This is a genomic window from Enterococcus sp. OL5 (genome assembly GCF_006491895.1).
In the GTDB taxonomy this organism is placed as follows: Bacteria; Bacillota; Bacilli; order Lactobacillales; family Enterococcaceae; genus Enterococcus_D; species Enterococcus_D innesii.
On the sequence record NZ_VHIL01000011.1, the window covers coordinates 39,706 to 55,223 of the forward strand.

The window sequence follows — 15,518 nt, forward strand, 5'->3', positions numbered from 1 at the left end:
AAACAAAAATGAAAAAATTTTCAATCGTGATCGCTGGAGGCGGCAGTACCTTTACCCCTGGAATCGTCTTGATGCTTTTAGAACACTTGGATCGTTTCCCGATTCGCCAAATCAAGTTTTACGACAATTTGGAAGAACGACAAGAAAAAGTGGCACAAGCTTGCGAGATTTTATTGAAAGAACGCGCACCCGAAATCAGCTTTTTAGCAACCACTGATCCCGAAACCGCGTTTCAGGATGTCGATTTTGTGATGGCGCATATCCGAGTTGGCTTGTATGCGATGCGCGAAAAGGATGAAAAAATCCCTTTGAAATATGGTGTGGTCGGCCAAGAAACTTGTGGTCCTGGCGGGATCGCTTATGGGATGCGTTCTATCGGCGGTGTATTGGAGTTAGTCGATTATATGGAAAAATATTCCCCTGATGCGTGGATGTTGAATTATTCCAATCCTGCAGCGATCGTCGCAGAAGCGACTCGTAAATTGCGCCCTGATGCTAAGATCATTAATATTTGTGATATGCCAGTGGGAATCGAAGAACGGATGGCGCAAGCGATCGGTTTAGCTTCTCGCAAAGAATTGGTCGTTCGCTATTATGGCTTGAATCACTTTGGCTGGTGGACAGATATACGAGACAAAGCTGGCAATGACTTGCTGCCGCAGATCCAAGCGCATGTAGCAAAATACGGCTATTCATTGCCAGAAGAAATCGAAGCGAGCCAACATGCTGATGCCAGCTGGATGCACACCTTTGCCAAAGCAAAAGAAGTGTACGAGGTTGATCCATCCACTTTGCCAAATACCTACTTGAAGTATTACTTTTTCCCTCAAGATGAAGTGGCGCACACCAACCCATCTTTTACACGGGCAAATGAAGTCATGGCTGGTCGCGAAAAACACGTCTTTGGTGAATGCCAACGCATCGTAGAAAACCAGACAGCGACTGACACCACGCTTGAAGTGGATGAACACGCCAGCTACATTGTTGACCTTGCACGAGCGATTGCTTATAACACGCAAGAACGAATGCTGTTGATCGTGCCTAACGAAGGAGCGATCGTCAACTTTGATGAACAGGCAATGGTGGAAGTGCCTTGTATCGTCGGCAGTAACGGGGCAGAACCAATCACACAAGGCAAGATCCCTCGCTTCCAAAAAGGATTGATGGAACAACAAGTCGCCGTAGAAAAATTAGTCGTGGAAGCTTGGGCAGAGGGTTCTTACCAGAAGCTGTGGCAAGCACTGATTCTTTCAAAAGTGGTCCCAAATGCCCGTGTAGCCAAAGAATTACTCGATGAATTGATCGAAGCAAATCAAGCCTTTTGGCCAGAATTACACTAGCCAGCGTTCTTCGCCTCCCCTCCTGGCTTTTCAGCTATACTTAATCAATAAGGAGGGGTTTTTGTGAAATTACAGTATTTGATTCAACAGCACCAAGCAGAGTTAAGTGAACTTGATCGTGGCATTCTGAACTATATTCTTTCCCACGGCGATACCGTTCTATCTATGGGGATCGTCGAGCTATCCGAGCAGGTTCACGTCTCAAAGTCTTCTATTTTACGGTTGACGAAAAAACTTGGTTTTTCTGGCTATTCCGAGTTCAAATATTTTCTACGGCATCAGCAAGAACAGGCAACAACGATTTCGCAGCAAAAAACGATTTTTGAAAAGCAACAAGAGGATATTTTCGCCACCCTCAACTATGTAAAAACGGTAGACTTAGCTGCCCTCAACCACTTGTTTGACCGCAGCAAAACCATCTACTGCTACCCAACTGGGTTTTCCCAAAAGAAAGCACTGGAGGAGTTTTCCAAAATGATGCTTTCTATGGAAAAACGAGTGATCGTATTGCCGAACAAAACGGAATTTGATATGGTCATGCCGATGATCACTGCCGAAGATTGTGTGATCATCGCCTCACTGAGCGGCGAAACAGAAAACGTCAAAGAGAATCTGACGACTTTTGCGATTCGTCAGATTCCCGTTTTGACATTGAGTGCGCCAGGAGATAATTATTTTGCTCGCCATTCAACGTTTCACCTGACCTATTATTGCGATTTTTTTCAAATCGGTCGCAAGAAAATCCCTAGCCAGTCTTTGATCGGACTGAGCTGCTTGATTGATTATTTGATCCGTTCCTACGGACTATTCACTTTACAGGAGGGCAACCATGACTAAACGAAAATGGGCGTTTCCATTGATTTTACTGATTTATTGGCTTTTGATCGCCGGTGCTTACTATCTTTATCTTTCCTTGACTGCCTTCAACCATGGGATGACCTTTGCCCAGTACCTCAACTCGCAACCGTTAGCCGCTTTAGGGGTCTTGTTAAGTAGTCTCCTTTTGCTGCAAGGGGCTTGCCTGTACTTTATTCAACGGTTTTCCATGAGTAAAAAAGGCCTTTTGGGACAGTATTTATTCTTGATCTTCTTCCAGCAGTTACTGACAGCGAATGTCATCGGCGCAGGACTCGTCTTTTTTACAAGAAGAAGTCTTTCGAGTCAGGAGGAAAACGCAACCTGGGGCGAAAAGAGTTTTACCTATGGGACATTAGCATTCATTCTTTTATTGAGTTTATTCTTTTTCCTCCTTGTTCGATCAGCGATTTAACTTCCCCAAAAAGAAAAGCAGTGCCGGTTGGCGCTGCTTTTTTGCTGTAGCTCATGTTAGTTTGGATCTGTTTTTGAAGCAAAAACCACTTTGATTCCAAAGTGATCGCTGACGATTGGAGTACGCGTTCCGTCAAAAACGACTTCATATTCCGTTGCTTGCAGGTCATTAGATGCAAAAACATAATCGATCCGCAATGCTTCTCGATTGTCTTGCCAACCATCAATGGCTTTAACGACAGAGGCTTCACCAATCGTTTCAGCAGCCGTTAAAAAGCTGTCTTGCAGCTGTAAGGAGCTGTCAAGGACGAGTTGATGACCAGAACTGGCGGCATCGTTGTTGAAATCTCCTAGAATCAATAAGGTATCTGCCCGTTCTGCTAAAAATGCTTCTGTCTGTTGCCACTCGTAGGCAAATTTACCGTCTTGCCACCAAGAAAAGTGACAGCTAACGACTTGTACGATCTGCCCATCGGCTTCAGTCACGCCGCTCAGGTTTTTGCGCGTGGTATGATCCCAGACATCCGTGGCTTGTGAAGCAAGATATTCTTTGGCAATGATGGGCTGTTTGGACAATAAGGCATTGCCTTCGTGGTAAATGTCATAGCCTACGTGACTGTAGGTCCATGACCAATAGTAGTCACAGTCTAACAGTTGCAGTTCTTCCACTAGGCGTAAAGCAAAATTGTCCTCCTTGATTTCCACCAGCGTATCTGTCGGGCAATAAAGCCCATCAGGAACGATGGTTTGAGCAGCGATCGTTTGGTTGACTTCTTGCAAGGCGATGATGTCATAGTCGCCTGTTGCAATCTCTTGTGCGATCATTTTGCATTTTTCTAACTGATTTTCTTCTAACCAGCTATGGGTGTTCAATGTTAATACCTTCATGAATAAGGCTCCTTCTCTCGGTTTGCTTGTACGATTCCTTTTAAAAATAAAAGAGAGCGGGTCAACAAAAGAGTCGACCCGCTTGTCATTTTATTATAGTTTTACGATTCCAACAACTGCGGCTGCTTGTTGCTTGCCGATTTGGGTCAATTCAAAGGAATCGATTTGATCGCTGTTGGTCAACACTACAACGATGGTGGTGTCTTTGCCAGCAGCACTTACTGCAGCGAGATCCATCTCCGCTAACTTGTCACCGACCGCCACTTGTTGTCCTTCAGTGACAGCTACCGTAAAGGGTGCACCGTTTAAGTCAACGGTATCTAAGCCCATGTGAACCAATACTTCGATGCCTTCATCAGAAAGCAAGCCGATCGCATGTTTCGTTGGGAAGATGTTGGTGACTTTCCCGCTGATTGGTGCGACAACTGTCGTCTGCTCTGGACGCACGCCATAACCGTCACCCATCATTTTTTCCGCAAACACTTGGTCTTTGACAGAGGTGATCGGCATCACTTCTCCAGTGGCAACGGCAGCTAGTTCAGCTGTCACGCCTTGGCTTTGATGGGTAGTGGTTTCAGCTGGTGCTTGACTAGCAGTCGGTTCGGGAATCGTGACACCAGAATCTAAGATATCTTGAATGTCTGATTTTAAGACATCTGCTTTCGGTCCATAGACTGCTTGCACACCGTTGTCTTTTACGATCAAGCCTAAAGCCCCTGCGGCTTTCCACGCTTTTTCATCGCCGACCGCTTCCCGATTTTTCACAGAAACTCGTAAACGGGTCATACATGCATCAACGTCGGCGATATTTTCACGTCCACCTAATAAATGAATGATTTTCACGACTTGTGAATCTGGGTTCAAGTTGCCATCCGCCGAAGCAGTTGCTGGCGCATCGCTGGCCCCTTCTGTTTCATAGTTGCCGTTTCTACCTGGTGTTGCAAAGTTGAATTTTTTGATCAAGAAGTTTGCCAAGAAATACATCCCGACACCAAAGACGATGGTCACTAACACAAAGTTGATCAAATCTTGTCCTAAGCCGGCATTGATCGCCATTGGGGTACGTGTCAACAACTCGATATTCCCAAAAGAATGGACCCGTAAGTTGACGATATCCGCCATCGCAAATGCCGCCCCTTGTACGACTGCATAAACGATGTAAAGCGGTACGGCAGCAAACATAAACATGAACTCCAACGGTTCTGTTACCCCTGTCAAGAAGACAGCGATGGCAGCTGATAAATACATAGAGGTATATTTGTGCCGTTTGTCCGCATCGACATTGCGGTACATGGCATAAGACAAGCCCATCAAGATCCCAGATGAACCAATCATTTGTCCAACTTTAAAGCGGGCAGGAACAAAGTTTTCCAATAAAAATTGATATTGTGACGTATCGCCAGCATTGCGCATATTCACTAGATCCGTTGCCCAAGCAAGCCATAATGGGTCTTGTCCAAAGACTTGGGTGCCGGCTTGTGCCCCAGAAAGAATTGTGTAGGTTCCACCTAATTCGGTGTAATTGATCGGGATCGTCAACATATGATGCAGCCCGAATGGTAAGAGCAGCCGCTCCAAGGTTCCAAACAAGAAAGGTGCTAAAACGGGCGCACTTTCTTGTGATTGCGCGATCCATAAACCGAAGTTGTTGATGCCGGCCTGAATGTAGGGCCAAACGATCGATAACACTAATGCGACGACTACTGAACGGGCAATCACCACGAAAGGGACGAAGCGTTTGCCGTTAAAGAAGGAAAGCGCATCCGGTAATTTGCGGAAATTATAGTATTTGTTGTAAGCTGTTGCCCCCACAAAACCTGCGATGATCCCGACAAAGACGCCCATGTTCAAAGCAGGTGCTTCTAATACACTAGTAAAGAAACCGTCGATCATGATCTTTGTCCCAAACAACGTATGGGTAAAGGCGCCTTCTTCGGTTAACATCGCGCTCGTCACGCCAAAGATCGAACCAGTGATCCGGTTGATCAAAATAAAGGCGATCCCGGCAGCAAATGCCCCACCAGCTCGCTCTTTAGCCCAACTACCACCAATAGCTAATGCAAATAATAAATGCAGGTTACCAATAATTGCCCAACCAATGTTTTCAATGACGCCTCCTGTGGTGATCAAGAATGCCCAGTCGGCATTGATCATTGGGATCGTTTTCCCAATACTGATCATCAAACCAGCGGCTGGCATAACAGCGACAACCACCATTAGCGCTTTTCCGAATTTTTGCCAAAATTCGAAGCTCAATAATTTTTTCATCTTCCTTCTTCCTTCCCTGAATCGATTTACGCAATCGGTTTCTTAATAATTTCATTCTAACGGAGAAAAAAGATTTTGTAAACCCAGAAATATCAAAAGGGATTCTATTCGCTTTTTCACCTTTATATAACTGAATCTCTCTTTCTCGATGTTTCCTAATAGGAAATTCTTTAAACGCAACAACTTTCACTTGACGATGCAATCGTTTGCGCTTATGATAGAGATATCAAAAAGATTCTGGAGGGACTTTCATGAAAAAAATCCAACGATTGTTCGAGATCGATCCATGGAAAATCGCGACATCTACCTTAGATAAAGAAAATCGTCGACTGCAAGAGTCGCTAACAAGCATCGGGAATGGCTACATGGGAATGCGCGGCAACTTCGAAGAACAATACAGCGGCGATCATCACTTAGGTACCTATATCGCAGGTGTCTGGTACCCAGACAAAACCCGTGTTGGCTGGTGGAAAAACGGCTATCCTGACTATTTTGGCAAAGTGATCAATGCGGTCAACTTTATTGCAATGGATCTATTTATCAATGACCAATTAGTCGACTTAGCAAAAATCAGCCCAAGTGATTTCCATTTAGAACTAGACATGGAAACTGGGATTTTACGCCGCAACTATACTGTGACTTTAGCAGGTGCAACGGTTAAATTCTCTTTTGAACGCTTCTTGAGCATCGTAAAACGTGAACTTGCCCTCATTAAGATGGATGCTGAGATCATTGAAGGCGACGCTGAGATCAAAGTCATTTCTAAACTAGATAACAACGTCCATAACGAAGACAGCAACTACGACGAACGTTTCTGGGAAGAATTAGCTCATGGCCAAACCGAAACCTTCCATTACTTGACGACTCGGACCGTAGAAAATAATTTTGACATTGAACGCTTTACTGTCACTTCTGCTATGCGTCATAGCCAAACACCGATTGATTCCGTGAAAAGCGAACTTTGCGTCGCTGATACCTTTGCCTTTCTGGGGCAGCCGGTGACACCTTCTCATTGATCAAAGAAGTCTTGATCGTTACGAGTCGTGATGTTCCCGCTCATGATCATCCAGCAAAAGTCACCGAATTAGGCACTTTATACAAAGCAGATTATGATGCGTTGCGTGCAGAACAAGTCGCTGCTTGGAAAGCCCGCTGGGATTTAGCCGATGTGATCATTGAAGGCGATGCTGCGGCGCAACAAGGGATTCGTTTCAACCTGTTCCAATTGTTTTCAACCTATTATGGCGAAGACGAGCGCTTGAACATTGGACCGAAAGGCTTTACTGGTGAAAAATATGGCGGTGCGACTTACTGGGATACCGAAGCCTATGCAGTCCCATTGTATTTGGCATTAGCAAAACCAGAAGTGACCCGCAACTTGTTGAAATACCGTCACAACCAATTGCCGCAAGCCCATATCAATGCGCAAAAACAAGGCTTAGCAGGTGCCCTTTACCCAATGGTGACCTTCACTGGGATCGAATGCCACAATGAGTGGGAGATCACTTTCGAAGAAATTCACCGAAACGGTGCCATCGCTTATGCCATCTACAACTATACGAATTATACTGGCGATACAAGTTACCTGAAAAAAGAAGGATTAGAAGTGTTAAGCGCGATTTCACGTTTCTGGGCAGATCGTGTCCACTATTCAAAACGTCAGCAAAAATACATGATCCATGGCGTCACTGGACCAAACGAATACGAAAACAATATCAATAACAACTGGTACACCAATAAAATGGCTACTTGGGTCTTAGCTTATACCTTAGCCAGCTATGAAGCCTTCAAAGACGAAGCGGCTGTCACGATCTCTGACGAAGAGCAAGCCAAATGGCAAGACATCATCGACAATATGTACTTCCCAGAAGACCAAGAGCTTGGAGTCTTCGTCCAGCATGATACCTTCTTAGACAAAGACTTGATGCCCGTTTCCGATCTTGATCCAAAACATTTACCATTGAACCAAAATTGGTCGTGGGATCATATCTTGCGCTCTTGCTTTATCAAGCAAGCCGATGTTTTGCAAGGGATCTACTTCTTCGGCGATCAATTCAGCAAAGAAGAAAAACAACGGAACTTTGATTTCTATGAGCCGATGACAGTGCATGAATCTTCCCTTTCCCCAAGTATCCATGCGATTTTGGCAGCGGAATTAGGCATGGAAGAAAAAGCGTTGGAAATGTATGAGCGGACTGCTCGTCTTGATTTGGACAATTACAACAATGATACCGATGATGGCTTGCACATCACTTCTATGACCGGCAGCTGGTTAGCGATCGTTCAAGGCTTTGCTCAAATGAAAACCGATCACGACCACTTAGGGTTTGCGCCATTCTTACCTAAAACGTGGAGCCGCTATGCCTTCCACATCAACTATCGTGGACGTCTGCTCTTTGTTTCCGTCAATGAGTCGACGGTGACTTTGAAAAAAATCAGCGGTGAGGCATTGCCAATCAAGGTGTATGGCAAAGACTATGTTTTAGAAGACGAAATCAGTACAGCGATTAGCTAAACAAGCCTTCTGAAAGAAGAAATGTCTGCATTTCTTCTTTCTTTTGATTGGCTCTACCCTTGTGCCGACACTTTGTGATACTATAAGCTAAAAAAGGAGGGAAATCAGTGAGCATTACGGTCAAAGATGTCGCCAAAAAGGCTGGCGTCGCTACATCCACGGTTTCTCGTGTCGTAAACGATCATCCCAGCATTTCTGAAGATACTAAGAAGAAAGTACGCAAAGTAATGGCAGAAATGGGCTACGTCCCCAATCTTGCGGCTCGAAATCTCGGCAAACAGATATCTAGTGCCATCGGCGTGATCTTGCCGCCCCTTGATTCGAAAGAACGACTAGGAAACCCCTTTTATTTAGAAACGATCGAGGCCATCAACGAAGAGGCCCGTCATCATCAAATGACAGTTGCCGTCGCCTCCGCCCGTGATTTTACTACGTTGCTAAAAAACGTGGAACGAATGCACTTGCAAAAACAAGTAGATGGCTTTATCTTGGTCTATTCCGATGAAAAAGACCCCATCATCGATTATCTGGTCGAAAAAGAAGTCCCCTTTACCTTGATTGGTCAACCATACAGCAATGAAGACAAAATCGTTTTTGTCGATAATGACAACCAGTTGTTAGGCAAGCAAGCAACCGAGCATCTGATCGCCCAAGGGCATACGAAGATTCTATTTGCTACTAATACGACCCATGAAAATCTGTATTTCGAACGTTTTTTCGGCTACCAAAAAGCCATGATGCTGGCAAATCTCCCCTTTTATCCAGCATTGACCTTTGAAAAAGCGGAAGATTACGTCACGTTTGAAGAAACGATCAAAGAATCCCAAGCAACTGCCATCGTCGTGATCGATGATCTGTTCGCTGTGCGGATCATTCAATTAGCGACGATGTATGGCTACAAAGTCCCGGATGACTTATCCATCATCAGTTTCAATAATTCGATCTTTGCTACTTTGACACACCCGTATTTGACTAGTATCGATATCAACGTGTTGTCCTTAGGAAAAATCGCTACCGAACGGCTGATGGTGCAATTGAATCATGAAGATTCAAACGGCGTACAGCTGGTCGTACCACATAAGCTGATCAAACGAGAAACGGTCTTGAACCGCAATCAGTTGAACTGATCCACTGTGTTTGGTCCACTTCCCCCACACGCAAAAGCACCCGCTGTCCCTAAGGATAGCGGGTGCTTTTCATATTATTATTTATACTCTTTGCTTTCCAGGCGGAACAATGGACTCATTGGTGTATTTTCGTGAATGCGGCGAACGGCTTCCCCCATCAATTCAGCACAAGAAATGTAGTGCAGTTTTTCTGGATGGCGTTCTTCGCTGGTCCAACAAGAATCGGTGACACAAATCCTTTCAATCGCTGATTGATCCAAAATTTCTTTAGCTGGCGGCGAAAGTAAGGCATGAGACACACAAGCATACACTTCGCTGGCACCAGCTTCCTTCAACAAGTCTGCCGCTTTTGCCAATGTATGGCCGGTATTTAAAATGTCATCAACTAAAATACATTTTTTCCCAACGACATCACCAATCACATAGCCGCCATCGGCTTCATCTTGATCGACGATCGCGATCGCTGTATCTAAGTATTCTGCCAAACTACGGGTCCGTTGGACACCGCTGTTTTTTGGTGAAACAACGACATAGTCGTCACCAGTCATTTTTTGTTCGCGATAATAATGAGCAAACAATGGGATCGTAAAGAGATTATCCACTGGGATGTCGAAAAATCCTTGAACTTGGACGGCATGCAGATCAAGCGTCAAGATCCGAGAAGCCCCTGCTTCCACCAGCATATTGGCAATCAATTTTGCAGTAATCGGCTCATGCGGGTTGGCGGTTCGGTCTTGCCGCGCATATGCGTAATAAGGCAAAACGACATTGATGGTCTTCGCACTAGCCCGTTTCATCGCATCGATCATGATCAGCAACTCTAAATAATGATCATTGACGGGTTCATTCGTCGATTGAATGATATAAATATGGTCGCCCCGCACACTTTCTTCAATATTGATGGCAATCTCTCCATCACTAAACTGTGTCACTTTTGACTTCCCTAGTTCTGTACCGAAAACTTTCGCAATGTTTTCTGCTAATGGTAAATTTCCATTTAAACTAAAAATTTTCAACGAACTATCTTTATAACTTTCGCCCATGATTGCCTCCAATGAATGTGGTTGTTTTCTTCTATTCTAGCACAAAGTGACTGTTTTTTTAACCGTCTCGTTCAAGGAAGTGTGACGGTACCGTTTACCCAACTGGCGGGAATTACTTTTTTGTAGTTGCCCCAGTTGTCATGAACTTTAAAATAGCGTTCTCCGCTGGCGGTTTCGGCGTAGGCGTAAGCCACGACCCAATGATTGCCATATGTACTGCCTAAAGGCTTCAAAATACCGATGATCACCGGTTTGCCTTCGTCGATTCGTTTGCACGCTCGATGCCAACCGCCAACAACGGTCGCACGTCCGCGGTAAGGCAATTGGAATTGATCGAAAAACCGAGTCAAACCATGACTGACTTGCCAAGCGATCGTCGGCAACCCATGAGGCTGAATCAGCACACGCAGCATTTCCGTCACTACTGTCAGATCCCGCTGTTTTTTTCGGCGAAACGCTTTCGGGATGATCGTTTCATCGATGTAATCTTGATAGTAGGCCAAAAAGACGGCTGCCGCATAGGTGCCGCATAAATACCCTGAAGGAGTGACCCACTGCTTATACGGACGAAACCGCTCTTCGGCGATCCCTTTCCACTCTACTTGTTCCATCTCGTTCACCTGCCTTTTTTCTTATTATACCTTAGATTCTCCTCCTACTTGGATCAAAACCCTTTTTCGTCTAGAAAACTTTTCTTTGCGTCCTTACAGATTTTGTTTCATAATAGTAGAAAGCGAGAGGAGCGAAAGACATGACAACCTTGTTAAAAGATGATTTTTATGACTATGTAAATGGCGAGTGGCTGGAGACCGCTGTTATTCCAGCAGATAAACCCGCTACGGGTGGATTCCAAGATCTCGTTGACGGAATCGATTCCTTAATGATCGCAGAATTTGAAAATATGGCACACGATCCCCATGCTACGCCAAAAGGCCGCATGAAGGATGCTGTGGCTTTTTACCGCTTAGCCAGCGATTTTGCCCAACGAGAGGCAGCTGGCGCTACTGAAGCAAATGCACTATTAGCAAAAATCGAAGCGTTGCGTTCTTATGAGGAATTGAATCAGCAACTGGCAAGTTTCGTTTTAGATGGCATTGCCTTGCCTTTCCAACTGGATGTCGATGCAGACATGAAAAATGCGCAAATGAATACTTTGTCGGTCTATCCGCCTGCTACTATTTTGCCGGATAAAACCTATTACACAGAAAATCCCCAAGCAGGCGAAATGCTGCAAGTCTACTTTGAGATGGCCGTCAACGTTTTAGTTGCTTATGGAAAAGACCAAGCAGAAGCGGAATCGATGGTAGAGCAAGCGATCGCATTTGATAAATTGATCGCCCCTCATGTCCGCAGTGCGGAAGAAAGTGCGGATTATAGTAAAAACTACAATCCTCGCTCCTTGGAGGAATTTGCAAAGCAAGCTAGCAAGATCGATTTTACACAACTCTTGACAGCCCTTTTACCAGGTACACCAGAAGAGCTGATCGTAACGGAACCCGCTTACTTTGAAGCCTTTGACATTATTGTTTCTGATAGCCATTTTGAACTCTTGAAAGGCTGGATGATCGTCAACCAAAGCTTGCGCTATACTAGCTATCTGAGTGAAGAATTGCGTCAGTTAGGCGGAACCTACAGTCGCTACTTATCAGGGATCGATGAAGCGGCTCCCCAACAAAAAGCGGCTTATTACTTAACGATGGGTCATTTTAGTCAAGTGATCGGTGATTATTATGGACGCAAGTACTTTGGGGAAATGGCGAAAAAAGACGTCAAACACATGGTGGAAACAATGATTGCTGTCTACCAAGATCGTTTGCGCAACAACACGTGGTTAAGTGAAGAAACCCGCCAAAAAGCGATTATCAAATTGAATCGTTTAGGCATCCATGTCGGGTACCCTGATCAAGTTCCTGCTATTTATGATCAATTGCATACCGATGAAGAGAAAAGTCTGTTGGCAAATGCCCTTCATTTCAATCGTTTGTTCCGAGAAGATACCTTCAAAAAATGGCAGCAGCCCGTGGATCGCGAGGAATGGGAAATGTCCGCCGCTACCGTGAATGCCTACTATCACCCATTTAAGAACGTGATCGTTTTCCCAGCAGCAATCTTACAAGCGCCCTTTTATAGTTTGGAGCAATCCACCAGCGCAAATTATGGGGGGATCGGCGGGGTCATTGCTCATGAGATTTCCCACGCCTTTGACAACAACGGGGCAAAATTTGATGAATATGGTAATTTAAACAATTGGTGGACAGAAGAAGATTTGGCACACTTTGAACGCTTAGCTCAAGCGATGATCGACGAGTTTGATGGCCTGCCCTTTGCCGGCGGTACCGTCAACGGAACATTGACTGTTTCTGAAAACATCGCCGATGCAGGCGGACTAAGCTGTGCGCTAGAAGCAGCGCAAAAAGAAAGCGATGTTTCTTTAACAGACTTCTTCACCAATTGGGCGAAGATTTGGCGTACAAAAGCCAAAGAACAATACCAACAGCTCTTACTGGCGATCGATGTCCACGGACCAGCTAAACTACGGGCCAATATCCAAGTCCAAAATATCGATGAATTTTATACAACCTTTGATATCAAACCTGGTGACCCTATGTATCGTGCACCAGAAGATCGTGTGCAGATCTGGTAAACAAAAGCGCAAGCAGATTTTTCTGCTTGCGCTTTTTCTTCGCCAATTGTTTATTTCTGTAAAGCTTTTTTCATCATACTAATCACAGAATCGAATTGAGAATGCTCATTGACGACTTGATCGGCTTTTTGTCGATTGGGGCGGTCTTTTAGAAAGTCGAAGATTTGGTTTTCATTCTGGATTCCTAGTTTAGCCATAAACTCATCCAAGTTCTGAAAATCTGTATACTTTTGTAAGAAGTCATTGTTCAACAACGCCTTCACATCAAGATTCCCTTTTTGATACGCTTGATAAAGGCTAGTCAGTTCACTGAAACTGAAATTTGCTTTTAATTGATCCATCCATCCCATTTATGCTTCCTCCTTCGCAGAAATGATTTTCGCACCAAGGGTATTTTCAAAATGGCGTAGTGCCCATTCATGTCCGACCGCGTCAAAGCTGGCAACGGTATCTGCATCGATCACCAGTTGGTAGCCTAAATTATAGGCATCCACTGCTGTATGCAAGACACAGATGTCGGTACAAACGCCGGTCAGGTACAATTCCGTGATCCCTCTTTCCCGGAGTCGGATGTCCAAGTCGGTACCACTAAACGCTGAGTAATGGCGCTTGTCGATCCAATAGACATTTGGCGCATCCTGATAGTTTTCATAAAGCGGGGCTAAACGACCATAAAGATGTCGCCCCGCACTGCCCGCAAGATTGTGGGGTGGGAACAAGCGGTTTTCAGGATGATAGTTGTCTGTTTCCTCATGACGATCAATGGCAAAAACGACATACTCACCGGCTTCGATAAAGGCTTGCGTCCGAGCCACTAAGGCAGCTTCAATCGCTTGCCCAGCAGCACCCGTCGTCAATCGTCCCTCATCTGCAACAAAATCAAACGTATAATCAATGGATAGTAATGCTCTCATGCTTCCTTCCTCCTCTTACGGATCGGCTCTCCTGTTTTTTAAGTTACTTTAATGTTTCAACGAATGCCAAGACCATTTCAGCGGAACGCTTGCCAGCTTCTAAGATAAACTCATCAAAAGAGACGGTTGCTGCGTGGTCGGCGGTGTCGCTGATCGCGCGCACGATCAAGAAAGGAATATTGAATTGCTGCGCGGTCTGTGCGATCGCGGCTCCTTCCATCTCACAAGCCAAGGCATCTGGAAAATGTCCTAAAATCTCCTGTACTTTTTGCGGGTCATGAATGAAGCTGTCACCAGTAACGATCAGTCCCTTTTTCACGGTATGATGGGTCGCTTCTGCGGCTTTCGTCATCTCACTGATCAAATAGCGGCTGGCTTCATAATACAAAGGCATCCCACCAGGCAACTGGCCATATTCATAACCAAAGCCAGTCACATCGACATCAAAATAGGCCACTTTATCTGAGATCACTAAATCCCCTACTTGTAAACCGGCACCGATCCCACCAGCTGATCCAGTATTGATCACCATATTGACCCCGTATTGTTGGATCAGTAAACTAGTGGTGATCGATGCCAGAACTTTACCAATACCTGAACGAACGACGATCACTTCATGATTGCCGATACTTCCTGAAATAAATAGTGCGCCGCCGCGTTCCCAAGAAAGCGGTGAAATCAACTGTTCCCGCAACGCCTTGATTTCTTCCTCCATTGCACCAATAATACCAATTTTCATGTGTTTGCCTCCTGCTTCTCGTTTATTTTTCATCCTTTAAAATGAAAAACAACAGAAATTCCCACGTATCTACTGACGTGTTTTTTCTCCTTTCATGATAAACTAGTTTTGACGAAACGAACAGTTTTTTGTCATTATCAAAGGAGGCACTTATGTCTGAAATTTTCAACGCCATGGCAGCAAAATACGATACCCCTGAACGGATCGCGTTAGCACAATTAGTCACCCAAACCCTTGAAACTTATTTTAAAGACAACCAGCACCAAACTCTGATCGATATCGGCGGCGGTACCGGCCTAGTAAGTCTGCCCTTAGCAGCTTATGTCCAGCACTTAGCCATCTGGGATACTGCCCCTGGCATGATCGAGGTTTCTGAAAAAAAAATCAACCAACTGCAGCTGGCCAATGCTTCTGCAACTGTCCACGATCTGCTGCAAGAATCCTTACAAGCAAAAGCAGACGCTGTGCTGCTATCCCTCGTCTTGCTGCATATTCCTGACACAGCCGCTATGATGGAAAAACTATACGCCTTGCTGCAGCCAGGAGGAACCCTTTACCTAGTGGATTTCCTCAAAAATCCCGCCGTGTCTCACCCGCTGGTTCATAATGGGTTTGACCCTGCTGCATTGACTCAACTGACAGAGGCGATTGGGTTTACCGACACTTCCTTTACCGTTTTTCATGAAGCGGATCATTTGTTCATGAATCAGCCAGCGGCCATGTTTTTAGCTATTTTGAAAAAGCCGACCGAATAACAAAAAAGCCGCACTT

At 45.0% G+C, this 15,518-nt stretch carries 13 protein-coding genes and 2 pseudogenes; 8 read left to right on the plus strand and 7 right to left on the minus strand.

Annotated elements, in window-relative coordinates:
- The first annotated feature begins 8 nt into the window (after positions 1–8).
- From FJU10_RS12845 to FJU10_RS12855, 3 genes are all read left to right on the plus strand, one after another.
- Positions 9–1,340: a 6-phospho-alpha-glucosidase gene (locus FJU10_RS12845; protein ID WP_008379332.1), complete on the plus strand. Its 1,332-nt coding sequence runs from the start codon at positions 9–11 to the stop codon at positions 1,338–1,340.
- Between the two features lie 63 nt (positions 1,341–1,403).
- Complete coding sequence (locus FJU10_RS12850; RefSeq protein ID WP_140966106.1) at positions 1,404–2,177, plus strand: MurR/RpiR family transcriptional regulator; 774 nt, start codon at positions 1,404–1,406, stop codon at positions 2,175–2,177.
- On the plus strand, positions 2,170–2,610 hold the full coding sequence (locus FJU10_RS12855; protein WP_140966107.1) for a hypothetical protein: 441 nt from the start codon (positions 2,170–2,172) through the stop codon (positions 2,608–2,610). The genes FJU10_RS12850 and FJU10_RS12855 overlap by 8 nt, the downstream gene beginning before the upstream one ends.
- Before the next feature lie 56 nt (positions 2,611–2,666).
- On the opposite strand, the gene FJU10_RS12860 is transcribed toward FJU10_RS12855, so the two are convergent.
- Positions 2,667–3,497, minus strand: coding sequence for an endonuclease/exonuclease/phosphatase family protein (locus FJU10_RS12860; RefSeq protein WP_140966108.1), 831 nt, complete (start codon positions 3,495–3,497; stop codon positions 2,667–2,669).
- 93 nt (positions 3,498–3,590) lie between these two features.
- Positions 3,591–5,765, minus strand: coding sequence for a PTS transporter subunit IIBC (locus tag FJU10_RS12865; protein ID WP_086316620.1), 2,175 nt, complete (start codon positions 5,763–5,765; stop codon positions 3,591–3,593).
- Between the two features lie 251 nt (positions 5,766–6,016).
- On the opposite strand from FJU10_RS12865, the pseudogene FJU10_RS19850 reads away from it, so the two are divergent.
- From FJU10_RS19850 to FJU10_RS12875, 3 genes and pseudogenes are all read left to right on the plus strand, one after another.
- A pseudogene (locus FJU10_RS19850) lies at positions 6,017–6,691 on the plus strand (glycoside hydrolase family 65 protein); the annotation flags it as partial.
- 107 nt (positions 6,692–6,798) lie between these two features.
- Positions 6,799–8,280: pseudogene (locus FJU10_RS12870) on the plus strand (family 65 glycosyl hydrolase domain-containing protein); the annotation flags it as partial.
- A 107-nt stretch (positions 8,281–8,387) separates the two neighbouring features.
- A complete protein-coding gene (locus tag FJU10_RS12875; RefSeq protein WP_140966109.1) occupies positions 8,388–9,407 on the plus strand; it encodes a LacI family DNA-binding transcriptional regulator in 1,020 nt (339 codons plus the stop codon).
- Between the two features lie 77 nt (positions 9,408–9,484).
- Here the strand turns inward: FJU10_RS12875 and FJU10_RS12880 are convergent, their stop codons facing one another.
- Both FJU10_RS12880 and FJU10_RS12885 read right to left on the minus strand, forming a co-directional pair.
- Complete coding sequence (locus tag FJU10_RS12880; protein ID WP_005233536.1) at positions 9,485–10,450, minus strand: ribose-phosphate diphosphokinase; 966 nt, start codon at positions 10,448–10,450, stop codon at positions 9,485–9,487.
- A gap of 71 nt (positions 10,451–10,521) precedes the next feature.
- Positions 10,522–11,061 (minus strand): C39 family peptidase, encoded by a 540-nt coding sequence (locus FJU10_RS12885; RefSeq protein ID WP_005233534.1) that lies wholly within the window; start codon positions 11,059–11,061, stop codon positions 10,522–10,524.
- A 140-nt stretch (positions 11,062–11,201) separates the two neighbouring features.
- On the opposite strand from FJU10_RS12885, the gene FJU10_RS12895 reads away from it, so the two are divergent.
- Positions 11,202–13,094, plus strand: a complete 1,893-nt coding sequence (locus FJU10_RS12895; protein ID WP_140966110.1) for a M13 family metallopeptidase — start codon at positions 11,202–11,204, stop codon at positions 13,092–13,094.
- 50 nt (positions 13,095–13,144) lie between these two features.
- Here FJU10_RS12895 and FJU10_RS12900 read toward each other — a convergent pair whose 3' ends face one another.
- The 3 genes from FJU10_RS12900 to FJU10_RS12910 are packed head-to-tail and all read right to left on the minus strand — an operon-like array spanning position 13,145 to position 14,747.
- Positions 13,145–13,444 (minus strand): hypothetical protein, encoded by a 300-nt coding sequence (locus FJU10_RS12900; protein ID WP_008379310.1) that lies wholly within the window; start codon positions 13,442–13,444, stop codon positions 13,145–13,147.
- Entirely contained in the window at positions 13,445–14,008 is a 564-nt protein-coding gene (locus tag FJU10_RS12905; RefSeq protein WP_005233527.1) for a cysteine hydrolase family protein, read from the minus strand.
- A gap of 43 nt (positions 14,009–14,051) precedes the next feature.
- On the minus strand, positions 14,052–14,747 hold the full coding sequence (locus FJU10_RS12910) for a 5'-methylthioadenosine/adenosylhomocysteine nucleosidase (protein ID WP_005227823.1): 696 nt from the start codon (positions 14,745–14,747) through the stop codon (positions 14,052–14,054).
- Positions 14,748–14,899: 152 nt separating this feature from the next.
- Here FJU10_RS12910 and FJU10_RS12915 point away from each other — a divergent pair, with 152 nt between their 5' ends.
- Positions 14,900–15,502, plus strand: coding sequence for a class I SAM-dependent methyltransferase (locus FJU10_RS12915; RefSeq protein WP_140966111.1), 603 nt, complete (start codon positions 14,900–14,902; stop codon positions 15,500–15,502).
- Positions 15,503–15,518: the final 16 nt, after the last annotated feature.

Excerpts from the sequence above, each read along its gene's own strand:
- FJU10_RS12905 (WP_005233527.1), bottom strand. The coding sequence starts at position 14,008 with ATGAGAGCATTACTATCCATTGATTATACGTTTGATTTTGTTGCAGAT.
- FJU10_RS12855 (WP_140966107.1), top strand. The coding sequence starts at position 2,170 with ATGACTAAACGAAAATGGGCGTTTCCATTGATTTTACTGATTTATTGG.
- FJU10_RS12880 (WP_005233536.1), bottom strand. The coding sequence starts at position 10,450 with ATGGGCGAAAGTTATAAAGATAGTTCGTTGAAAATTTTTAGTTTAAAT.
- FJU10_RS12865 (WP_086316620.1), bottom strand. The coding sequence starts at position 5,765 with ATGAAAAAATTATTGAGCTTCGAATTTTGGCAAAAATTCGGAAAAGCG.
- FJU10_RS12860 (WP_140966108.1), bottom strand. The coding sequence starts at position 3,497 with ATGAAGGTATTAACATTGAACACCCATAGCTGGTTAGAAGAAAATCAG.
- FJU10_RS12915 (WP_140966111.1), top strand. The coding sequence starts at position 14,900 with ATGTCTGAAATTTTCAACGCCATGGCAGCAAAATACGATACCCCTGAA.
- FJU10_RS12885 (WP_005233534.1), bottom strand. The coding sequence starts at position 11,061 with ATGGAACAAGTAGAGTGGAAAGGGATCGCCGAAGAGCGGTTTCGTCCG.
- FJU10_RS12910 (WP_005227823.1), bottom strand. The coding sequence starts at position 14,747 with ATGAAAATTGGTATTATTGGTGCAATGGAGGAAGAAATCAAGGCGTTG.
- FJU10_RS12845 (WP_008379332.1), top strand. The coding sequence starts at position 9 with ATGAAAAAATTTTCAATCGTGATCGCTGGAGGCGGCAGTACCTTTACC.
- FJU10_RS12895 (WP_140966110.1), top strand. The coding sequence starts at position 11,202 with ATGACAACCTTGTTAAAAGATGATTTTTATGACTATGTAAATGGCGAG.
- FJU10_RS12900 (WP_008379310.1), bottom strand. The coding sequence starts at position 13,444 with ATGGGATGGATGGATCAATTAAAAGCAAATTTCAGTTTCAGTGAACTG.